This is a genomic window from Cystobacter fuscus, from assembly GCF_044360685.1.
GTDB lineage: Bacteria > Myxococcota > Myxococcia > Myxococcales > Myxococcaceae > Cystobacter > Cystobacter fuscus_C.
Window position 1 is genome coordinate 9,538,789 of sequence record NZ_CP043491.1, and the last position, 19,742, is coordinate 9,558,530.

Genomic DNA, 19,742 nt, shown 5'->3' on the forward strand with positions numbered 1-19,742 from the left:
CCAACCCACACCGACCGCCGCACTCGGTCGAGCGGAGGCCCCCCGCCTCGTATGTGCCCGGAATGACAAGGGTTTGTCATTCCCAGGCCGTCACGAGCGCCGGACAATAGGGACGCGTCAGGTGACTGTCAAATGCTTGTCGGGGTGGGAAGGTTTTCCAGGGTCATCAACCCGCCACCCGCCTGACCTCCGCGGTAGGCTCCGCCGTGGACAGCGCGGGCATTCCGGCCACCTCCACCTCGTCGCGCGCGGCGAGCTCCAGGATGCGCTCCATCAGCGCGGGGAAGTCGAGCCCCCGGGCGGCGGCGATCTTCGGCAACAGGCTCGTGGGCGTCATTCCCGGCAGGGTGTTCACCTCGAGGATGACGTCGTTCTCCTCGTCCGAGCAGATGAGGTCCACCCGGCCATAGCCACGGCAGCCCAGGGCCCGGTAGGCCGCGAGCGCCAGCGACTCCACGTTCTTCAGGCGCGTGGGCGACAGACGCGCGGGGAGGAAGTAGCTCGAGCCTCCCTTGTATTTGGCGTCGTAGTCGAAGCCCTCGCGCGGGGTGGCGATCTCACACGTGCCCAGCGCCTCGTCGCCGAGGATGCCCACCGTCACCTCGCGGCCGAGCACCCGGCGCTCCACCAGGGCCTCGCCCCCGAAACGGCACGCCAGCGCCACCGCGCCCACCAGCGCCTCGGCGTCGCGCACCAGGGAGAGTCCCACCGACGAGCCCCCGAACGCGGGCTTCACCACGCAGGGAAACCCCAGGTCCCCATGCAGCTGCGCCACCCGGTGCGCGTCCGCGCGGCTCACGCTGTAGCCCGAGGGGGTGGGCAGGTTGTGCAACCTGAAGAGTTGCTTGGCCATGGGCTTGTTCATGGCCAGCGCGGAGGCCAACACCCCCGAGCCCGTATAAGGCAAACCCATCAGCTCCAGCAGTCCCTGCACCTTGCCGTCCTCGCCCATGCGCCCGTGCAGGGCCAGCACCGCCACATCCAGCTCGGCCTGGCGCAGCGCCCGATCCAACCCCGGGCCGGCGAAGACGCGCACCACCTCGTGGCCGCGGGACTCGAGGGCCGCCACCATCGCCTCCCCCGTCTTCAAGGAAATCTCCCGCTCCTCGCCCCAGCCCCCCATCAGGACACCCACGCGCTTGCTCATGACTTGGAAACCCTCCTTGAACACCGGGCCAGAGCACACAGGATGCCAGCGCATGCGCGGCTCGCCAGATTCTGGATCCCGAGGGGGATTCACGAGAGGTGGCGCCCGGACCCACACGGCGCGAGCGTGTCCCGCGGACCACGCCGTGTCCGCCCGGCCACGTTCGTCCCCTCCCCCTTCACCCGAACCAGCGCCCCGTCTCGGGAGCGAAGATGCGCAGCCTGTCCCGTAGCCGCTCGGGCACCTGTGCCCGGAGGACGGCATGCACCTCGGCGGGGCTGTAGGCCTGGCTGAAGTGCATCAGCACCAGCGCCTCGTTCTGGAAGCGCTCGGCCCGCGCGCGGAGCTCCTCGAAGTGGATGTGCGAGCGCTCCTGGGCATCGGCCACCGTGCGCTTGCCGTCGAGGAACGTGCACTCGAGGATGAGCACCCGGCTGTCGAACAGCTCGGGGGACGTCTCCAGCACCCGCGAGAGCGTGTCGGTGGCGTAGGCCAGCTCCAGCCGCTCCACCTCGTCGAACAGGTCCGCGCCCGCCTTGCGCCCCCGGGCGATCTCCTCCGGGGGCAGGTGCTGGTGCTCGGGCTTGAGCTTCGAGACGCGGCGGAAGAACTGGTAGCCGAGCGAGGGCACCGGGTGGTGCGTGCGGAAGGCGCGCACCCACAGGCCATGTCCCAGGGAGTGGGTGTCCCCCGGGAGCATCGGCACGGTCTCGACATTCAGGGAGGCGCGCAGCAGCCGGCCCTGCACCGCGAGCGTCTCGCGCAGGGGCGCTTCGATCTCCGCGGGGAGGAACACGCGTGGGGGGGTGTCCTTGCCGATGAGACCGCGGATGCCGAGCAACGAGCCCAGGGCGCTCGCGTGGTCGGAGTGACCATGGCTCAGGAAGATGCGATCCGTGCCCGCGAAGGAGCGGATGGGCACCCCCGCGTCGAGCACCACGTCCAGCTCCGGCACCTGCAGCGACGTGTACACGCCGCCGACGGAGATGCCTCGAATCGTGTAGGGCCCCGCGCTGACCTCGGTGAGCATTCCCGGCAGGTTAACCGAGCCCCAACCGTCCACGGAACTGGAGCAAGCCCCGTGTCAGCGCGAGCCCAGGTGCCGGGCGATGAGCGCCTCCGCCTCTGCGGGGTGACGCTTGCACTCGAGCAGCGCGCGGAGCACGAGCGGCACGACGATCGTCGCATCCGACTCGATGACGAACATGGGCGTGGTCTCGGTGAGCTTGTCCCAGGTGATCTTCTCGTTGGGCGTCGCGCCGGAGTACGAGCCGTACGACGTCGTCGAATCGCTGATCTGGCAGAAGTACGCCCACGGCTTCACCGGCTGAGCGAGGTCGTACTTGATGGACGGCACGACGCAGATGGGGAAGTCCCCGGCGATGCCACCGCCAATCTGGAAGAAACCAATCCCCTCGCCCGCGGACAGCTCCTGGTAGCGGTCGTAGAAGTCCGCCATGTACTCGATGCCGGACTTGACGATGCTGGCGTGGCACTCGCCCGAGCGCACGTACGAGGCGAAGATGTTGCCGAAGGTGGAGTCCTCGTAGCCCGGCACGACGATGGGCAGCTTCGCGCGCGCGGCCGCGAGCAGCCAGCACTCCTCGGGGTTGCCCTCGTGGGCCGAGGGCTCGATGGCCTGGATGACTTCGTAGAAGTACTCGTGCCAGAAGCGGCGCTCGCCGCCCTTGGTGGCGCGCTGCCACATGGGGACGATCGTCTTCTCCACCGCGCGGAACGCCTCGTCCTCGGGGATGCTCGTGTCGGTGACCCGGCGCATCCGGTCGGCGAGGATCTGCGTGTCCTTCTCCTTGGTGAAGTAGCGGTAGTCCGGGAAGTCCTTGTAGCTGTGGTGGGCGACGAGCCGGAAGAGCGACTCCTCGAGGTTGGCGCCGGTGACGGAGAGGCCGTGGATGAGGCCGGCGCGGATGGCGGGAGCGAGCGTGATGCCGAGCTGGGCGGAGGACATGGCCCCGGCCACGGCCCAGAACATGCGGCCGCCCGCGGCGATGTGGCGCCAGTAGGCGAGAAGCGCGTCGCGCGTGGCGCGGGCGTTGAAGTTCTTGTAGTTGCTCAGAACGAAGTCGAGGACGGGGAGCTGGGCGTCGGACATCGGGAGGCGTCTCCTGACAGCACGGGTGGGAACCCGGACGACGCCACTGCGAGCAACGCCATCCGAGGACGCCCTACGGTCACGACGTCGCGTCGCGCCGCCATCGGAGCGTCGAATGGCTGGGCGGAGAGCTAGCACGAATCCCATGGGTGGAACAATGCGTCCCGAAGCGGGCGCCTAGTTCACGAGGGGCCTCGCCCACATGATGTCTGTCAGACAAGGAGACACGACATCATGATGATCGTTCGGAATTCGGAAGCGCGCGGCCATGCCAACCACGGGTGGTTGGATTCCCATCACACCTTCTCGTTCGGAGACTACTTCGACCCGTCCGCCATGGGCTTCCGCTCCCTGCGCGTCATCAACGAGGACCGGGTGGCCGCGCGCAGCGGCTTCGGCGCGCACCCCCACCGGGACATGGAAATCATCACCTACGTGCTCGACGGGCAGTTGGAGCACCGCGACAGCCTCGGCTCGGTGGGCGTGCTGCGCGCGGGAGAGATGCAACGGATGACGGCGGGCACGGGCGTGCGGCACAGCGAGATGAACAACTCGGACGAGGAGGTGCACTTCCTGCAGATCTGGATCCTCCCGGAGCGCAAGGGGCTGACGCCCGGCTACGAGCAGAAGGAGTTCCCGCTCGCGGAGCGCCAGGGGAAGTTCCGGCTGGTGGTGTCCCCCGAGGGCCAGGACGGCTCGTTGAAGGTGCACCAGGATCTGCGGCTGTACAGCACCGTGCTGGGCCAGGGAGAGAAGACGGAGTACACCCTGGCGCCGGGGCGGCACGCGTGGCTGCAGGTGGCGCGTGGGGCGGGCACGCTCAACGGCGTGGCGCTCGAGGCCGGAGACGGCGTGGCCATCTCCGAGGAATCGCGGCTGGAGCTCTCCGCGACCGAGCCGTTCGAGGCCCTGCTGTTCGATCTGGACTGAGCCGGAGTCAAACGAAGTACGGCGAGGGATTACGACGTGACGCGCGCGAGCGAGAAACCGTCGTAGCCCTTGCTGCCCACGGTCTGGATGGCGGTGGCGCTCACCCGCGGCTCGGCGGCGACGCGCTCGTAGAAGCGGCGCACGCCCTGGACGCTCGCCTCGGGGCTCGCGGGGTCGAGCACCGCGCCATTGCGCACGACGTTGTCCGTGACGATGACGCTCCCCACGCGCGACAGCTTGAGTGCCCACTCGAAGTAGTCCGCGTTGTGCTCCTTGTCCGCGTCGATGAAGGTCAGGTCGAACGGACCCACCTTCTGCGCCGCGAGCTGGGGCAAGAGCTCCAGTGCGCTGCCGAGACGGACCTCCACGAGGTGCGAGAGGCCGGCACGCTCGATGTTGGCGCGCGCGAGCTCGGCGTGCTTGGGCTGGAACTCCAGGGTAATCAGCCGGCCATCCCTGGGGAGCGCCCGCGCGAGCCAGATGGTGCTGTATCCGCCCAACGTGCCGATCTCCAGGATGGTGCGCGCCCCCTGCACCTGGGCCAGCAGCATCAGCAGCTTGCCCTGGTTGGGCGACACGTTGATGGCGGGCAGGCCCGCCCTGGCACTCGCCTCGAGCGCCGCATCCAGGGCCGCGTCCGGCGGCACCAGATGGTCGGTGATGTAACGGTCGACCGCGGTCCACTTCTCCTGAGTCATGGGTCCTCGCAGAACAAGGTGACGGAAGGGCCCCCATGAAAGGGCCTGACGCGGGATTCGTCCACCCCCGGCCGCGAGCGGTCGTCGTCCAAGGACCATGGATGACACTTCCGTCTCATTCGCTCCGGGAAGGCATGGGCGGGGCGGCATCCGTCCCCAGCCGTCTTTTCAGCTCCGCGAGCGCGGAGCGTCCCGGGCCATTGCACGCGAGCACGTCCACGATGGTAGCGGCGGGGATGGCACGCGCGAGCAACACCCCGTTGGGTGCGCGGAAGATGCGCAGCCCCGAGGCCCGGAGGCGCGCGGGAGAGATGACCAGCAGCACATCCACACCGGCGCGCTTGCCCACTGTCGAGTCCACCGCGGCGGCCAGGTGGACATGGGTGCGCGCCGCGGAATGGATGCCCTCCCCGGAGAGGATGGCGCGCGCGGCGGCCACGGACGTACCGTGGTAGAGGGGCGCGTCCGCGAGCACCTCGTCCCAGCTGTGCTCCAGCCCGTCGAGCGTCACGGGGGTGCCCTCCAGGGAGTGTCCCTGCACGGCGCGCACCTGTTTGCCCCGCACCTCGTAGCGTGACTTGTTGTTCTCCGCGACCACCTCGTCGAGTTCCTCACGAGACAGCCCCGTCATCCGCAGCACCTCGCCGATGAGGGCAAAGCCCGCGGAGTCCATGACGAGGCCCATCTCCCGGGCGCCATGGCGCAACAACCATGAGAGTTTCTTCGATTTCCTGGCGAGTGCCTGGAGTTCCTTCTCCGGGCGACGTGAACTGGCCATGACCGTTCTTCCTTTCTTCCGAGGAGGAACACTAGCCGACCCCCTTCCCACTCACGAATCGGGACTTCCCACCAGCTATCGAAGAAACAGATAGTTCCACTCATGGAAACGGATGGGCTTCGCGCCCTGGTGGCGTTCGCGGAGGCTGGCTGCAATCTGACGCTCGCGGGGCGCGCCATCGGGCTGTCCCAGCCAGCGATACATGCGCGGCTGCAAGGGGTGGCTCGGGAGCTGGAGATCTCCCTCTACGAGCGGCGAGGCCGGCGCCTCCAGCTCACCCCGGAGGGAACGCGCGTGCTCGCCTGGGCGCGTGACGTGCTCGAGCGGGAGCGTGCCCTGCGCGTGGAGCTGCGACAGGGACACGCGGAGGAGCGGGTGGTGCTCGCCTGCGGAGAGGGGGCCCTGGTGCATGTGGTGGCCGAGCGCGTCGCGCCGCTCCTTCGCGAGCGGACCGGAGTGCTCTCCTTCCTCGTGCTGGATGGCCCCGCCGCGGTCGCCGCCGTGGAGCGCGGCTCGGCGCACCTGGCGGTGGTGGCCGGGCCCGCTTCCAGTCCCCCGGGGCTCCGCTCGCAACCGCTCGTCACCGCCTCGATGCTGGCCGTGGCTTCCCGGCAGCACCCGCTGGCGCGGGCGGGACGCGAGGTGGAGGTGCGGGCACTGCTCGAGCACCGGCTCCTCGTGCCTCCGCTCGGCCGCGCCCTGCGCGCCACCCTGGAGGACGCCGCCGCGGCCCATGGACGGACCCTCGAGGTCGCCGCGGAGGTGACCGGCTGGGAGGCGGTCTGTCGGCTCGCGACGTTGGGGGTGGGCGTAGGGGTGATCAACGACGTGGTGGCCACCCCGGGCCTCGCACGCCTGTCCGTGCGCGGACTTCCCCCGGTGACCTACCGGTTGCTGATGCGGCGTGGACGTGGCACGCGGCTCGCGGAGGAGGTGGTGCGGACCCTGCTCGGGTGATACCTCCGCGCATCCCACTCGACATAGAGGATGAGCTTCGTGACCTCCGAAAAACTCGAAGACCTCGGCCGGGCAGCGACCCTCGCGGAGCTCCGCTCCCATCTCCACCTCCATCCGAGGGAAGCAGAACTCGATACCTTTGAGCGCCCCCCCGGCCTTGCTTCGTGCACGGTCCGCATCATCGATGGGGGCGTCGACAGTCCGGGAAACATCGATACGGGTAACGGACCCTACGTCATCCTGGTCGACGGTCCCCTCAGGACGTCCGGGCACCTCGGCCTGTGGACCGACGATTATCTCCCCGGACTCCTTGTCGTCAGAGGTGATCTCCATGCCCGAACGCTCTCCTTCGGCAATGGGGCGCGAGTCTTCGTCGATGGCTCGGTGTTCGTGGACGATTGCCTCTTCGGCCAGTACGGGGACCGCAACGCCGTCCTCGCCGCTACCGGTGAGCTCCGGGCCAGGGCGAGCTTCCTCGGGACGACCGCTCGTATCTACGCGGACGGAGGCGTGCGGTCACTGATCTACGCGCCAGGCGGAAGCTGGGAAACGCTCGAACCGGACATCGGGAACGAAGGGGATGGCGACGGAGCGGGCTTCTTCGACCCGACGGTGCTCGACCGCTATGGCGATCTCGACTTCAAGCGGGCGATCCAGGCGGCTCGCGAAGGGAGGCCCCTGTTCCTGCCCGGCGTCGAGGAGCGATTTCCCGCTCGGCTGACCACACGTCAAACGAGATAGGGTTCCACTGTCCGCCGTCAGGAATGGAGATCGAACGAGCATGTGGAAGAACTCGCCCCCCGACACCGCGGAAGTCATGGCGACGGTCAGGGCCGTGGCCGAACAGAAATGGAAGGAGTCGCTGGCTCCGAGGAACGCGAATCCGGCCGACGCCACATTCATCGGCTGGAGAACCTATGTCAGTGACCCTTTTCCGCTGACGTGGCCGTCCGTGGAGGGGACTCTTGTTTTCTACGCTTTCGCACGGGGCATGAATCCAGGAGTCCTGCGAGACGGGGAGTTCGTGGGTCCCACCTGGGCCAGGATGACCTACTCGGCCCAGGACAAGACGACCGAGCTCACGCTCCTGGACGTCCGACTCGAGTCTCGCGGAGTCCAGGGCGTACGCCCCCTGCGACAAGAGGAGCTCGAGATCCTGAAATTGAAACCGCTGGAGGCTCTACTGGGTTCGCGGAAGGCGGCCGCGGATCAGAAGCTCAAGTCTTATTACTGTCTTCAGCGCTCGCTCGGGAACATCCCGTCCGAAGCAGTCACTGCTCATGCGGCATTCTTCAACTGGCTCGACTGTAGAGCCTGACCGGGAGAGACTTCAGCGGCTGACGTGCGTGCCGCCGGTCGTCATCCGCAGCATCTCCGGCGTATAGAAATGATACGGGTGCACCACCTCGGGCGCGCTCACCGCCTCGAGCTTCTCGCGCAGCGATTGAGGCAACTCGAACTCTAGAGACCGCAAGTTGTCCTCGAGCTGCGAGAGCTTCGAGGCACCCACCAGCGTCGAGGTGACGCCCGGCCGCCGCGCGACCCAGTTGAGCGCCACGTGCGCGGGGGACTGGCCCACTTCCTTGGCCACCGACTTGAGCGTGTCGACGATGGACCAGTTCTTCTCGGTGAACAGCTTCTCGAAGATGGGATAGCCGGAGTTGTACAGGTGACCGAGCCGGCCCTCGCCGCGGCTCCCCACGCTTTCGCGCGTGTACTTGCCGGTCAGCATTCCGGAGCCGAGCGGGCTCCAGGGAACGAGGCCCAGGCCCAGTTCCCGCGCGGCGGCGAGGTGCTCGCGCTCGATGTTTCGCTCCACCAGGGAGTACTCGAGCTGCAACGCGGCGATGCGCTCCCACCCGCGCCACTCGGCCAGCGTCTGCGCGCGAGAGAGGTACCAGGCCGGCACGTCGGACAGCCCGATGGCGCGGACCTTCCCCGTCCGGACCATGTCATTGAGCGTCGACATCACCTCCTCGACGGGCGTGACGGCGTCCCAGACATGCACCCAGTACAGGTCGAGGTAATCGGTCCCGAGCCGCTCGAGGCTCCCATGGAGCGCGCGGTACAGGTTCTTCCGTCCGTTGCCAGCGGCGTTGGGATCTCCCTGGGAAAAGCTCTGGCTGTACTTGGTGGCGAGCACCACGCGGTCACGATTGCCGCGCGCCTTGAAGTAGTCGCCGAGGATCTTCTCGCTCGTGCCTCCGGTGTAGATGTCGGCGGTATCGATGAAATTGCCGCCCGCCTCGAGGTAGCGGTCGACGAGCGAGAACGCGGTGTCTGGCGGCACGCCCCAGCCGGTCTCGGTTCCGAACGTCATGGTGCCCAGGGCGAGCGGACTCACCCGCAGTCCGGTACGTCCGAGGAGGCGGTAGTGCGCCAACGAGGTGATGGATGAGGACATGGCTCATGACTCCTTCGCGATGGATTCGCGGGGAATACATGTCCGGCGCCCAGTCTTTTGAGAATGGCTGTTATGAAGACGAGCCTTGAAGTCTCACTTCACAATGCCGCTCTGCCCCATGGGCTCCCCTTCGCATCGCTCGTGAAACAAGGCCTTACCCATGCTGCACCACCTTCCCGCCTTCTTCGCCGTCGCCGAACACAAGAACTTCACGCGTGCCGCCGCGTCGCTCGGAATCTCCACCTCGGCGGTGAGTCAGTCGATCCGCGCACTCGAAGCGCACGTCGGAACGCCCCTGCTCGCCCGCACCACGCGCAGCGTCTCGATGACGGAGGCCGGGCAGCGGTTGCTCGAGACGGCGGCTCCGGCGGTGAAGCAGGCGCGAGAAGCGCTCGACAACGCCGCGCGCCAGCCGGGTGAGCTATCGGGTCTGCTGCGGCTCAACGTGCCGCTCCTCGCGGTGGAGACGGTGATGGGCCCGGTGCTGCCTGTCTTCCATGCGCGCCATCCGGGAGTGAGAATCGAGGTGTGGGTCGAGAATCGGCTCGTGGACATCGTGGCCGAGCGCTTCGACGCGGGCATCCGGCTGATGGAAGGCGTGCAGCGCGACATGGTGACCACACGGCTGATGGGTCCCCTTCGCTTCGTGGTGGTCGGCAGTCCCGCGTACCTCGAGCGCAAGGGACGTCCCACCCATCCCCGGCAGCTCGAGGGACACCAGATCATCGGCTGGCACAGCCCCACGAATGGAACGCTCGTTCCGTGGGACCTCGAGCGAAGAGGCCGCGTGTGGAAGGTACCCGCGAGCGCCCCTGTGTCGACCAATGACACCACGGCGATGCTCGAGTTCGCGGTGCGCGGCCTGGGCCTCGCGTACATCGCGGAGACGCTGGCCGCGAAGCTCCTCCGCGAGAAGAAGCTCGAGGAGGTGCTGTCAGACTGGGCGCCCGAAGTGCCCGGCGTGTTCCTCTATTTCCCCTCGCGCGCCCAGGCATCGGCTCCGTTGCGCGCGTTCATCGAGTGCGCGCGTGAAGTGCTCGCCTCTCCGACGAGGGGAACATAGGGCGCCATGGTGGGAGCATCCACGCCTCGTTCACCGACGGGCGCAAGCCTCGGACATGCCGGCGCGGCAGGCCTGCTCATACAGCGTGGCGGCGCGGCGCTCGTCCTTGGGCACCCCCAGGCCTTGCGCGTAGAGCGAGCCGAGGTTGAAGCACCCCCTCATCTCTCCGTCCGAGCAGGCCTGCTCATACAGCGTGGCGGCGCGGCGCTCGTCCTTGGGCACCCCCAGGCCTTGCGCGTAGAGCATGCCGAGGTTGAAGCACCCCTGGGCCGCTTCGCCGCAAGCCTGCGCATACAGCGTGGCGGCGCGGCGCTCGTCCTTGGGCACCCCCAGGCCTTGCGCGTAGAGAGTGCCGAGGGTGGAGCACCCGCTGGCATCTCCTTCCGAGCAGGCCCGCTCATACAGCGTGGCGGCGCGGCGCTCGTCCTGGGGCACCCCCAGTCCCTGCGCGTAGAGATTGCCGAGGGCGGAGCACCCCAGGGCATGTCCATCCTTGCAGGCCTGCTCAAACAGCGTGGCGGCGCGTCGCTCGTCCTGGGGCACTCCCCGGCCCCAAGAGTAGGCGATGCCGAGGTTGAAGCACTCCTGGGCCACTCCGCCCGTGCAGGCCTGCTCAAACAGCGTGACGGCACGGCCCTCGTCCTTGGCCACTCCCATGCCCTTCGCGTAGAGCAAGCCGAGGCTGCCACACGCCCTGCTCACTCCGCCCGTGCAGGCCTGCTCAAACAGCGTGGCGGCACGGCCCTCGTCCTTGGCCACTCCCATGCCCTTCGCGTAGAGCACGCCGAGGTTGGAGCACCCCAGGGCCGCTCCGCCCGTGCAGGCCTGCTCAAACAGCGTGGCGGCACGGCCCTCGTCCTTGGCCACTCCCATGCCCTTCGCGTAGAGCAAGCCGAGGTTGAAACACGCCCTGCTCACTCCGCCCGTGCAGGCCTGCTCATATAGCGCGGCGGCACGGCCCTCGTCCTTGGCCACTCCCCGGCCCTTCTCGTAGAGATCGCCGAGGCCAGCGCACCCCAGGGCCTCTCCGCCCGAGCAGGCCTGCTGAAACAGCGTGGCGGCGCCGCGCTCGTCGTGGGGCGCCCCCCGGCCCGTCAAGTAGCGCAAGCCGAGTTTGAAGCGCTCCTTGGCATCTCCCCCGGCATGGGCTGCTTGCGGCGTGTTGGAAGACAAGGCCTCTCGTCCCCCCGAGACACATCCGCTCAGCAGCCCGAACACCGCACACACTCCCACGCTCAGGCGCACCGCCGCTCCTCGCAACCCTGACATTCCTGGTCCCCTCCAAACAGGCGCGCGGCGCTTCACACTCAGCATCCGCCCGCCATCCAGACCCCACACTTGAGAATACCGCCCGTCCCGGAGTCAACGTCCGTGCTGGAAACACAGGCCGTTCTTCCAGAAGTCACGGGAACACAGGCGTGTCTCAGCTCCGCTTCGCCGTCTCCCGCCTGGCGGGCCACGCCGCGCGCATCGTGTCCGCGAGCGCCCGGAGCGCCCCGGCCCGGGGATAGCCCGGCCGCCACACGAGGGCGAGGATGCGGCTCGGGGACGGCGCCAGGGACCGCACCTCGAGCTGCCCCAGCCTGTTCTCCAGCGGCACCGAGATCGCGGGCAGCAGCGTGATGCTCCCCTCGCCCGACATCACCATCTGCGCCAGCGTGGTGAGGCTCGTCGCGCGGAAGTCCACCTCGCGCGCGCCCACGCGGGTGCACAGCGCGAGCGCCTGGCTGCGAAAGCAGTGCCCATCCTCCAGCAGCAGCACGTTCTCCGCGTCGAGGTCGCGCAGCTGCACCTGCTTCTTCTTCGCCAGCGGATGACCGGGAGGCAGCGCCACGACGAAGGCATCCTCCGCGATGACGGTCTGCTCCACGTCTCCCAGTTCCGGATCGAGCGCCACCAGGGCCGCGTCCAGCCGTCCCTCCTCCAGCCCGCGCACGAGCAGCTCCGTCTTCTCCTCGCGCAGCCGCAGCCGCATCTGGGGGTACTGCTTCGTCACCGCCGGAATCACCTCGGGCAGCACGTAGGGCGCCACCGTGGGGATGACGCCCAGTTGCAGGGGGCCCGCGAAGGGATCCGACAGGCGGGAAGCGGCCGAGAGGATGTCCCCCGCCTCGGTGAGCACGCGGCGGGCGCGCGACACCAGTTCCTCGCCCGCCTGGGTCAACAGGACGCGGCGCTTGTCGCGCTCGAAGATCTTCACCCCGAGCACGTCCTCCAACTGCTGGATCTGCGCGCTCAGGGCGGGCTGCGACACGTGACAGCGCTCGGCCGCCTTGCGGAAGCCGAGCACGTCGGCGACGGCGACGACATATTCCAACTGCCGCAGGGTCAGGTCGTTCAGGGAGGCCATGGCACCGGGAAGCTTGATAGGAACAGGCTATCAAGTCCATCGGAACGATGTCTTGGCCCGTTCAGGGCGAACTCTCTACCTTCAGGGACATCCACGGCGGACTTCCCGCCTACCCCAGGAGAGACGTCCATGAGCACCCGTCCCCAGCTGACCACGGAGTCCGGAGCCCCTGTCGCCGACAACCAGCACTCGCAGACCGCCGGGGCCGCGGGTCCGGTGCTGTTGCAGGATCACCACCTGCTCGAGAAGCTCGCCCGCTTCAACCGCGAGCGCATCCCCGAGCGCGTCGTGCACGCGGTGGGCTCGGGCGCCTACGGCACCTTCGTGGTGACCAACCCCAATATCGCGCGCTACACGCGCATGAAGCTCTTCAGCGAGCAGGGCAAGCACACCGAGGTCTTCCTGCGCTTCTCCACGGTGGCCGGCTCCAAGGGCGCGCCCGACACCGCGCGCGACCCCCGGGGCTTCGCGGTGCGCTTCTACACCGAGGACGGCAACTGGGATCTGGTGGGCAACAACACCCCCATCTTCTTCCTGCGCGACGGCATCAAGTTCCCGGACTTCATCCACTCGCAGAAGTACGACCCGTACAGCAACCGCCAGGAGCCCGACAACGTCTGGGATTTCTTCTCCCACTCGCCCGAGGCCACGCACCAGTTCACCTGGCTCTTCGGTGACCGGGGCATCCCCGCGTCCCTGCGGCACATGGACGGGTTCGGCTCGCACACCTTCCAGTGGATGAACGCGAACGACGAGCGCTTCTTCGTGAAGTTCCACTTCAAGACCAACCAGGGCATCCGCACCCTCACCACCCAGGAGGCCGAGACCATCGGAGGGAAGGATCCTCAGCACCACCAGAGCGATCTGTACGCGGCCATCGAGCGCGGCGAGTTCCCGTCCTGGACGCTCAAGGTCCAGGTGATGCCCGAGGCCGACGCGGCCACCTACCGCTTCAACCCGTTCGACCTCACCAAGGTCTGGTCCCAGAAGGACTACCCGCTCATCGAGCTGGGCCGCATGGAGCTCAACCGCACGCCGGACAACTTCTTCGCCGAGGTGGAGCAGGCCGCGTTGGATCCCGCGCACTTCGTGCCGGGCATCGGCCCCTCGCCGGACCGCATGCTCCAGGCGCGCCTGTTCGCCTACGGGGACGCGGCCCGCTACCGGCTGGGCATCAACCACACCCAGCTGCCGGTGAACTCGCCCAAGGGCGTGAAGGGCGGCGCGCGCAACTACGGCCGCGACGGCGGCATGCGCTTCGATGGCAACGGCGGACGCTCGAAGAACTACGAGCCGAACAGCTTCAACGGCCCCGCGCAGTCCAACGAGGCCTCGGGCCTGGGCTTCTCCGTGAGCGGCACCACGGGCACCTACGTCAACCCGCGGCACGCCGAGGACAACGACTACGTGCAGGCGGGCGACCTGTACCGGCTGATGGACGAGCCAGCGCGCGAGCGTCTCGTGGCGAACATCGCGGGCAGCCTCTCGCAGGTGAGCCGCGAGGACATCATCACCCGGGCCATCTCCCACTTCCGTCAAGCGGATGAACAGTACGGCGCGCGCGTGGCCGCGGCCGTCCACAAGCTGCGTCAGTCGCGTTAGACCGTCACCCTTCCACCTCCAACTCCAAACGACATGAGAGAGACAGCCATGAAGACCGGGACCCGGGAGTCGCAGTCCGCAGCAATCGACGCGGAAGTGTTGGAGGTGGCGCGCATGGCGTTCCAGTACGCGCGCAGTGGAGACGCCGCGGCGCTCGCCGCGATTCTCGACGCGGGACTGCCCGTCAATCTGCGCAACGAGCGCGGCGACACGCTGCTGATGCTCGCGAGCTACCACGGCCACGTGGACGCCACCCGGGTCCTGCTCGAGCACAAGGCCGACCCCGAGCGCACCAATGACCGGGGACAGACGCCCCTGGCCGGCTGCGCCTTCAAGGGAGACATCACCATGGCGCGGCTGCTGCTCGACCATGGCACCCAGGTCGACGGCGCGGGCCCGGACGGCAAGACGGCGCTCATGTTCGCGGCCATGTTCGACCGCGTGGAGATGATGGAGGAACTCATCTCCCGGGGCGCGATCCCCGAGCGCAGGGATGCCGAGAAGCGCACGGCGCTCGACTACGCCCGCGCCATGGGGGCCCACCGCGCCGCCGAACGGCTCGCGGCGTCGCAGCAGACCCCGGCTTGACAATTTTTTCCGCTCCACGCACCTTGTGGAGCGTGAGCCTCGTTCGCGCCATCACCACGACCACGACTACCGCCACTTCCCTCGGCGGGAGTGGACTCGTGCGTGGCGTGAGCTGACGAACGCACGGTCCCTTGCCCCGCCGTCTTCCGGCCGGGGCGTCCGTGCAAGCGCTCAGTGCTCCGACCGGAAACGTCTCTTCCTTCCGATTCGGAGTCACCCATGCTCGATGTTCATGATCACCGTTCCCTCGGCCAGCGCCTGGACCTCTTCCACCTGCAGGAGGAGGCCCCCGGCATGGTGTTCTGGCACCCCCGTGGCCACCTGCTCTACCGGCTCATCGAGGAGCGCGTCCGCGGGCAGATGCGACTCGAGGGCTACAGCGAAGTGAGGACGCCTCAACTGCTCGCCCAGCCCATCTGGGAGCGCAGCGGCCACTGGGAGAACTTCCGCGAGAACATGTTCGAGTTCTCCGAGGAAGGCGGGCGGCACCTGGCGCTCAAGCCGGTGAGCTGCCCGGGCCACATCCAGCTCGTGCAGCGCATGGGGCCCAGCTACCGCGACCTGCCCTTGCGGCTGGGCGAGTTCGGACTCGTGCACCGCAGCGAGCCCAGTGGTTCGCTCCACGGGTTGTTCCGCCTGCGCCAGTTCACGCAGGACGACGGGCACATCTTCTGTGCCGAGGAGCAGATGAGGGACGAGGTCCTCCGCTTCTGCCGCTCGCTGCGCGCCTTCTATGCCGACTTCGGCTTCGAGGACGTGGAGGTGGCCTTCTCCAGCCGTCCGGCCCAGCGGGCTGGGAGCGATGAGGTCTGGGACATGGCCGAGTCCCTGTTGCTCGAGGCGGCCCAGCAGGCGGGGCTGAACTGCCGCATGCAGCCGGGACAGGGCGCGTTCTACGGGCCCAAGCTGGAGTTCGTGCTCAAGGACCGGCCCGGCCGCGACTGGCAATGTGGGACGATCCAGCTCGATCTCGTGCTCCCGGAGCGCTTCGAGCTGCACTACGTGGATGCCTCGGGACAGAAGCGCCGGCCGATGATGTTGCATCGCGCGATGCTCGGGAGCCTGGAGCGCTTCATCGCCATCCTCCTGGAACACCATGGGGGCGCGCTGCCCGCGTGGCTGTCACCGGAGCAGGTGGTGGTGGCCTCGATCGGGGAAGGAGCCGCGGGCTACGCCGAGCGCTTCGCCGCGAAGCTGCGCGAAGCGGGCTGCCGGGCGCACGCGGATGCACGGGCCGAGTCGCTCTCGCGGAAGATCGTCGACGCGCATCAGGCCGGAGTGCCGTGGCTCGTCGTGGCGGGCGCTCGCGAGGTGGAGAAGAACGGGGTCCGGCTGCGGCGGCGGGATGGCGAGCAACGAGACCTGCCCTGGGAGGAAGCACTGGCGGAGCTCGTCGCCAAGTGCAGACCCTCGCCCTCGGTGTGACCACGAAGAGCGGAGTGAAGAACCCCTCGTGCCAGGCCAACGCCCTGGCACGGGGGGGCTTACGTCGCGGTCGCCTCCAACCACAACGAACCCAGCTCCAATTCGATGGCATCGAAGGGAGGGGCCCGCACGCGGTCATCGCCCGCGAAGGCGTCCATCAGGACCCAACGACCCTTCTCCTGGTGGAACACCTCGAGCGTCTGGTGGATGGGATCCACCACCCAGGCATGCTCCACTCCTTCCCGGGCGTAACGAGGCAGCTTGCGCACGAGGTCCAGCTTCGCCGTGGACGGAGAGAGCACCTCGCAGATCCAATCGGGTGCCAACTCGAAAAAGGCCACGTCCGGAATGGTGGGCATGCGCTCGCGTCGCCACCCCGCCAGATCAGGGACGAGGACATCCTTGCCGAAGTGAAGCTCGGGCTCGTCCACAATCCACCAGCCGCCCGGCCCCCCACGCCCCCGCTGGAAGGCGCCACCCAGGTCCATTCCGAGGACGGAAGACACCTTCGCATGGCGGGACGCGGGACGGGGCGAGGCATACAAATCGCCGTCGATAAGCTCGCCCACGAGGTGCTCGGGCAGCGCGACGAGGTCCTGATAGGTCGCAGGCTTTCGAAGAGGGACGGTCGACGGGGGGCTCATGGGCCCAGTGTACTCATGGACCCCCTGCCCGGTCAGTCCACGGAGGCTTCCGCTTCCCGGAAGCTCACCGCGGCTTGATGAACTTCAGGGCGAAGCGATCGCTGGTGCCGCGACGCGCTCCGGCGGCGCCCGGGCTGGAATCCCAGTCGCGTGTGTCCTGGGGGTTGCGCCAGACGTCGCTGTCCTGCACGAACTGGAAGCCCGCCGCGAGCACCTCGTCACGCACGGTCTGCTCGTCGATGCGGTGCAACGTCTGGGCGTCGCGCACGCCCGTGCCGGGCATCGCGCTCGAGTCGAGGATGACGTAGACCCCTCCGGGCTTGAGCGCGCGGAAGACGGCCGCGTTCATCTTCGCCCGGTCGGTGCCGAACCATACGGTGTCGTGATAGATGATGTTGCTCACCACCGCGTCCAGGTCGGTCACCTCGGGCGGAAGGGGATCGTCCAGCTCGCGATCCACCCGCACCACGTTCTGGTTGACCGGGCGGGCGAGCCGCTCGCTCCAGGGCTTCTCCGCGAAGCGCTCGAGGACGAACCGGGGGTTCTCGCCATAGACGACCCCGCGAGGACCCACGGCGCGCGCGAGCAGCTCGGTGGTGTAGCCCCCTCCCGCCATCAGCTCGGCGACCTTCATGCCGGGCCGGACACCCACGAACTCGAGCAGGGCGGCGGGATGACGGCCCGTATCGAGGGCGCGGTCGGACTCGGGCCGGTCCGCGGCGGCGACGATGGCTCCGGCGGGAGAGATGACCTCCTCGGACGCGGGGGCCGAGGGGGTGGCGGGTGTATGGGAACAACCCACGAGGGACAGGCAGGCAGCGGCGAGAAGGAATCGCATGGGGCGCGGAGCTTAGGCGCGCCGGGCGCGGGCCTCGCGGTATTTTGCCTCCCATGACGCACCGATTGTCCCACTGTGCCCTCGTGCTCCTCGCGGCGCTCTCCTGCCGGAGTGAAGTGCACACTCCCCCTCCGGAGCGCACGCCGGTGGAGGGGTTCGAGATCGTTCGAAGCTGGCCGCATGATCCCTCCGCGTTCACCCAGGGGCTCGTCTTCCGGCAAGGCCGGCTGTACGAGGGAACCGGCCTGCAGGGCCGCTCGAGCGTGCGGGAAGTGGAGCTCGAGACGGGCGTGGTGCTGCGCCAGACCCGGCTCGAGCCGCAGTACTTCGGCGAGGGGATCGCGCTTCGGGGCAACCGGCTGTACCAGCTCACCTGGCGTTCCCGGGAAGGCTTCATCTACGACGCCGCGACGTTCGAGCGGGTGGGCCACTTCACCTACCCCACCGAGGGCTGGGGACTCACCGAGGATGGGGAGTCGCTCATCATGAGTGATGGAACCAGCACCCTGCGCTTCCTGGACCCCGACACGTTCGCGGTCCGGCGCACCGTCAAGGTGCTCGATGCCGGCCAGGAGATCACCCAGCTCAATGAGCTGGAGTACGTCCGCGGCGAGGTCTACGCGAACGTGTGGATGACGAATCTCATCGCGCGCATCGATCCGGCCACGGGGCGCGTGAAGGGGTGGATCGATCTCACGGGGCTGCTGCCCCAGGCCGAGCGCCACGGAAGCGAGGACGTGCTCAATGGGATCGCCTATGACGCGGCTGGGGATCGGCTGTTCGTCACCGGAAAGCTCTGGCCGAAGATGTTCCAGATCCGCGTCGTGCCCCGCTAGCCCCAGGGCTCACGGGATGGTGGAGCTGGCCTTCATCGGTGGGCGCGTGCCCCGGGCCAGGCCGTTGAGGTAGTTCAACGCCACCTGGAGTTGATGGTCCGTCAGCTTCGCCGTCACGTCCCAGGCGCGCGGCTCCTCGGAGAACCTCTTGGCCTTCACCACGGGAGTGTCCTCGGCCGCCGCTCCGGGCTCGGCCTTGAAGTGCCGCTCCAGGTCCTTCTCGCGAGTCTCGTCCTTCGCCGCGCGCTCGCCCGTCGCCGACTCCGCCACCTGGTAGTCCGGCGTGATGCCCTTCTCCTGGATGCTCCGCCCGTTGGGGGTGTAGTAGCGCGCCACGGTCAGCTTCAACCCGGAGCCGTCCTCCAGCTCGATGACGGTCTGCACGCTCCCCTTGCCGAACGTCTGGGTGCCCAGGATGGTGGCGCGGCCATGGTCCTGGAGCGCGCCCGCGACGATCTCCGACGCCGAGGCGCTCCCCGCGTTCACCAGCACCACCAGGGGATAGTCCGGCTCCGTGTCCCGGTCCTTGCTGCGCTCCTCCGTCGTCTGGCTCGGGTTGCGCCCGCGCGTGCTCACGATGGTGAGGTTGCCCGGCAGCCACAGGTCGCTCACGGCCACCGCCTGCTCCAGCAGTCCGCCCGGGTTGTTGCGCAGGTCCAACACCGCGCCTCGCAGCGGCTTGTCTCCATTCTGCGCGCGCAGCCGATCCAGCTCCTTGCGCAGGTAGAACGCCGTGCGGTCCTGGAAGCTCTTCACCTTCACGTGGGCGATGCCCCCGTACAGGGCCCCCTCCACCGCGATGATGCGGACATGGTCGCGGATGAGGGCCAGCTCTCGCGGCGCGCTGAAGCCCTCGCGCATGATGGTGAGCAGCACGCGCTTGCCCGCGGGACCGCGCATGCGCTGCATCACCTCCGCGTGGCTCAGGCCCCGCGTGCGCTCGCCGTCGATGGCGACCACCTCGTCTCCCCTCCGGATGCCCGCCCGGGACGCCGGCGTGTCCTCGATGGTGGCGGACACCCGGAAACCGTCCCCCTCGGGGGCCAGCTCGATGCCCACCCCGCCGTACTCGCCGGAGGTGTCGATCTTCATCTCCTTGAAGACCTCGGGCGGCATGAAGACGGTGTGGGGATCCAACGTGCCCAGCATGCCCTGGATGGCGCCCTGCATGAGCTGGCGCTCGTCCACCGGATCCACGTAGTTGTTCTCCACGTAGGACAGCACCCGGGCGAACACCTCGAGCTGCTCGTAGGACAGGGTGTTCGCGGAGGGCTCGCGTGCCTGGGCCGGGAACATGGGAGCCAGGAGCCACAGGCCGGCGGCGAGTGCCGCGCGCCAGGAGTGCAAGGAGCGCATGGAGGCGGACTCT

At 68.3% G+C, this 19,742-nt stretch carries 20 protein-coding genes; 9 read left to right on the top strand and 11 right to left on the bottom strand.

Going from position 1 to position 19,742, the window contains the following annotated elements; translation table 11 throughout:
- Positions 1-166 precede the first annotated feature (166 nt).
- The 3 genes from F0U63_RS39095 to F0U63_RS39105 form a co-directional block, all read right to left on the bottom strand.
- Positions 167-1,147, bottom strand: coding sequence for a D-alanine--D-alanine ligase (locus F0U63_RS39095; protein WP_395838356.1), 981 nt, complete (start codon positions 1,145-1,147; stop codon positions 167-169).
- 178 nt (positions 1,148-1,325) lie between these two features.
- Positions 1,326-2,177, bottom strand: a complete 852-nt coding sequence (locus tag F0U63_RS39100; protein ID WP_395838358.1) for an MBL fold metallo-hydrolase — start codon at positions 2,175-2,177, stop codon at positions 1,326-1,328.
- 54 nt (positions 2,178-2,231) lie between these two features.
- The gene (locus F0U63_RS39105; RefSeq protein ID WP_395838360.1) at positions 2,232-3,260 is read right to left on the bottom strand and encodes a deoxyhypusine synthase family protein; all 1,029 of its coding nucleotides are present in this window, start codon (positions 3,258-3,260) and stop codon (positions 2,232-2,234) included.
- 234 nt (positions 3,261-3,494) lie between these two features.
- Here F0U63_RS39105 and F0U63_RS39110 point away from each other — a divergent pair, with 234 nt between their 5' ends.
- Positions 3,495-4,190, top strand: a complete 696-nt coding sequence (locus tag F0U63_RS39110; RefSeq protein ID WP_395838362.1) for a pirin family protein — start codon at positions 3,495-3,497, stop codon at positions 4,188-4,190.
- 29 nt (positions 4,191-4,219) lie between these two features.
- Here the strand turns inward: F0U63_RS39110 and F0U63_RS39115 are convergent, their stop codons facing one another.
- A complete protein-coding gene (locus F0U63_RS39115; protein WP_395838364.1) occupies positions 4,220-4,888 on the bottom strand; it encodes an O-methyltransferase in 669 nt (222 codons plus the stop codon).
- A 115-nt stretch (positions 4,889-5,003) separates the two neighbouring features.
- Complete coding sequence (locus F0U63_RS39120; RefSeq protein WP_395838366.1) at positions 5,004-5,666, bottom strand: RNA 2'-phosphotransferase; 663 nt, start codon at positions 5,664-5,666, stop codon at positions 5,004-5,006.
- Positions 5,667-5,768: 102 nt separating this feature from the next.
- Between F0U63_RS39120 and F0U63_RS39125 the strand changes: the two genes are divergently transcribed.
- Genes F0U63_RS39125 through F0U63_RS39135 form a run of 3 tightly spaced genes read left to right on the top strand, consistent with a single transcriptional unit; the run spans position 5,769 to position 7,941 of the window.
- Positions 5,769-6,623, top strand: coding sequence for a LysR substrate-binding domain-containing protein (locus tag F0U63_RS39125; protein WP_395838368.1), 855 nt, complete (start codon positions 5,769-5,771; stop codon positions 6,621-6,623).
- A gap of 30 nt (positions 6,624-6,653) precedes the next feature.
- Positions 6,654-7,364, top strand: coding sequence for a hypothetical protein (locus F0U63_RS39130; protein WP_395838370.1), 711 nt, complete (start codon positions 6,654-6,656; stop codon positions 7,362-7,364).
- Positions 7,365-7,404: 40 nt separating this feature from the next.
- Positions 7,405-7,941, top strand: coding sequence for a hypothetical protein (locus F0U63_RS39135; RefSeq protein ID WP_395838372.1), 537 nt, complete (start codon positions 7,405-7,407; stop codon positions 7,939-7,941).
- Positions 7,942-7,953: 12 nt separating this feature from the next.
- Here F0U63_RS39135 and F0U63_RS39140 read toward each other — a convergent pair whose 3' ends face one another.
- On the bottom strand, positions 7,954-9,027 hold the full coding sequence (locus F0U63_RS39140) for an aldo/keto reductase (protein WP_395838374.1): 1,074 nt from the start codon (positions 9,025-9,027) through the stop codon (positions 7,954-7,956).
- 160 nt (positions 9,028-9,187) lie between these two features.
- Between F0U63_RS39140 and F0U63_RS39145 the strand changes: the two genes are divergently transcribed.
- A complete protein-coding gene (locus F0U63_RS39145; protein ID WP_395838376.1) occupies positions 9,188-10,090 on the top strand; it encodes a LysR substrate-binding domain-containing protein in 903 nt (300 codons plus the stop codon).
- 30 nt (positions 10,091-10,120) lie between these two features.
- Here the strand turns inward: F0U63_RS39145 and F0U63_RS39150 are convergent, their stop codons facing one another.
- Positions 10,121-11,359 carry an SEL1-like repeat protein gene (locus tag F0U63_RS39150; RefSeq protein WP_395838378.1) on the bottom strand — a complete coding sequence of 413 codons (1,239 nt, stop codon included), beginning with the start codon at positions 11,357-11,359 and terminating at the stop codon, positions 10,121-10,123.
- 154 nt (positions 11,360-11,513) lie between these two features.
- Positions 11,514-12,440, bottom strand: coding sequence for a LysR substrate-binding domain-containing protein (locus tag F0U63_RS39155; RefSeq protein WP_395838380.1), 927 nt, complete (start codon positions 12,438-12,440; stop codon positions 11,514-11,516).
- A 129-nt stretch (positions 12,441-12,569) separates the two neighbouring features.
- Between F0U63_RS39155 and F0U63_RS39160 the strand changes: the two genes are divergently transcribed.
- The 3 genes from F0U63_RS39160 to thrS all read left to right on the top strand — a co-directional run bounded on the left by F0U63_RS39160 (position 12,570) and on the right by thrS (position 16,055).
- Positions 12,570-14,042 carry a catalase gene (locus F0U63_RS39160; RefSeq protein ID WP_395838382.1) on the top strand — a complete coding sequence of 491 codons (1,473 nt, stop codon included), beginning with the start codon at positions 12,570-12,572 and terminating at the stop codon, positions 14,040-14,042.
- Positions 14,043-14,090: 48 nt separating this feature from the next.
- Positions 14,091-14,630 (top strand): ankyrin repeat domain-containing protein, encoded by a 540-nt coding sequence (locus F0U63_RS39165; RefSeq protein ID WP_395838384.1) that lies wholly within the window; start codon positions 14,091-14,093, stop codon positions 14,628-14,630.
- A gap of 219 nt (positions 14,631-14,849) precedes the next feature.
- Complete coding sequence (gene thrS / locus F0U63_RS39170) at positions 14,850-16,055, top strand: threonine--tRNA ligase (protein WP_395838386.1); 1,206 nt, start codon at positions 14,850-14,852, stop codon at positions 16,053-16,055.
- 59 nt (positions 16,056-16,114) lie between these two features.
- Here thrS and F0U63_RS39175 read toward each other — a convergent pair whose 3' ends face one another.
- Complete coding sequence (locus tag F0U63_RS39175; RefSeq protein WP_395838388.1) at positions 16,115-16,699, bottom strand: Uma2 family endonuclease; 585 nt, start codon at positions 16,697-16,699, stop codon at positions 16,115-16,117.
- A gap of 64 nt (positions 16,700-16,763) precedes the next feature.
- Positions 16,764-17,537 carry a class I SAM-dependent methyltransferase gene (locus F0U63_RS39180; protein WP_395838390.1) on the bottom strand — a complete coding sequence of 258 codons (774 nt, stop codon included), beginning with the start codon at positions 17,535-17,537 and terminating at the stop codon, positions 16,764-16,766.
- A gap of 53 nt (positions 17,538-17,590) precedes the next feature.
- On the opposite strand from F0U63_RS39180, the gene F0U63_RS39185 reads away from it, so the two are divergent.
- Entirely contained in the window at positions 17,591-18,373 is a 783-nt protein-coding gene (locus tag F0U63_RS39185; RefSeq protein ID WP_395838392.1) for a glutaminyl-peptide cyclotransferase, read from the top strand.
- A gap of 9 nt (positions 18,374-18,382) precedes the next feature.
- Here the strand turns inward: F0U63_RS39185 and F0U63_RS39190 are convergent, their stop codons facing one another.
- Positions 18,383-19,729 carry a S41 family peptidase gene (locus F0U63_RS39190; RefSeq protein WP_395838394.1) on the bottom strand — a complete coding sequence of 449 codons (1,347 nt, stop codon included), beginning with the start codon at positions 19,727-19,729 and terminating at the stop codon, positions 18,383-18,385.
- Between the last annotated feature and the right edge of the window lie 13 nt (positions 19,730-19,742).

Coding starts and splice junctions, on each gene's coding strand:
- F0U63_RS39125 (WP_395838368.1), top strand. CDS start 5,769: ATGGAAACGGATGGGCTTCGCGCCCTGGTGGCGTTCGCGGAGGCTGGC.
- F0U63_RS39100 (WP_395838358.1), bottom strand. CDS start 2,177: ATGCTCACCGAGGTCAGCGCGGGGCCCTACACGATTCGAGGCATCTCC.
- F0U63_RS39095 (WP_395838356.1), bottom strand. CDS start 1,147: ATGAGCAAGCGCGTGGGTGTCCTGATGGGGGGCTGGGGCGAGGAGCGG.
- F0U63_RS39155 (WP_395838380.1), bottom strand. CDS start 12,440: ATGGCCTCCCTGAACGACCTGACCCTGCGGCAGTTGGAATATGTCGTC.
- F0U63_RS39145 (WP_395838376.1), top strand. CDS start 9,188: ATGCTGCACCACCTTCCCGCCTTCTTCGCCGTCGCCGAACACAAGAAC.
- F0U63_RS39180 (WP_395838390.1), bottom strand. CDS start 17,537: ATGCGATTCCTTCTCGCCGCTGCCTGCCTGTCCCTCGTGGGTTGTTCC.
- F0U63_RS39115 (WP_395838364.1), bottom strand. CDS start 4,888: ATGACTCAGGAGAAGTGGACCGCGGTCGACCGTTACATCACCGACCAT.
- F0U63_RS39105 (WP_395838360.1), bottom strand. CDS start 3,260: ATGTCCGACGCCCAGCTCCCCGTCCTCGACTTCGTTCTGAGCAACTAC.
- F0U63_RS39190 (WP_395838394.1), bottom strand. CDS start 19,729: ATGCGCTCCTTGCACTCCTGGCGCGCGGCACTCGCCGCCGGCCTGTGG.
- F0U63_RS39130 (WP_395838370.1), top strand. CDS start 6,654: ATGAGCTTCGTGACCTCCGAAAAACTCGAAGACCTCGGCCGGGCAGCG.
- F0U63_RS39150 (WP_395838378.1), bottom strand. CDS start 11,359: ATGTCAGGGTTGCGAGGAGCGGCGGTGCGCCTGAGCGTGGGAGTGTGT.
- F0U63_RS39135 (WP_395838372.1), top strand. CDS start 7,405: ATGTGGAAGAACTCGCCCCCCGACACCGCGGAAGTCATGGCGACGGTC.
- F0U63_RS39175 (WP_395838388.1), bottom strand. CDS start 16,699: ATGAGCCCCCCGTCGACCGTCCCTCTTCGAAAGCCTGCGACCTATCAG.
- F0U63_RS39185 (WP_395838392.1), top strand. CDS start 17,591: ATGACGCACCGATTGTCCCACTGTGCCCTCGTGCTCCTCGCGGCGCTC.
- F0U63_RS39165 (WP_395838384.1), top strand. CDS start 14,091: ATGAAGACCGGGACCCGGGAGTCGCAGTCCGCAGCAATCGACGCGGAA.
- thrS (WP_395838386.1), top strand. CDS start 14,850: ATGCTCGATGTTCATGATCACCGTTCCCTCGGCCAGCGCCTGGACCTC.
- F0U63_RS39140 (WP_395838374.1), bottom strand. CDS start 9,027: ATGTCCTCATCCATCACCTCGTTGGCGCACTACCGCCTCCTCGGACGT.
- F0U63_RS39160 (WP_395838382.1), top strand. CDS start 12,570: ATGAGCACCCGTCCCCAGCTGACCACGGAGTCCGGAGCCCCTGTCGCC.
- F0U63_RS39120 (WP_395838366.1), bottom strand. CDS start 5,666: ATGGCCAGTTCACGTCGCCCGGAGAAGGAACTCCAGGCACTCGCCAGG.
- F0U63_RS39110 (WP_395838362.1), top strand. CDS start 3,495: ATGATGATCGTTCGGAATTCGGAAGCGCGCGGCCATGCCAACCACGGG.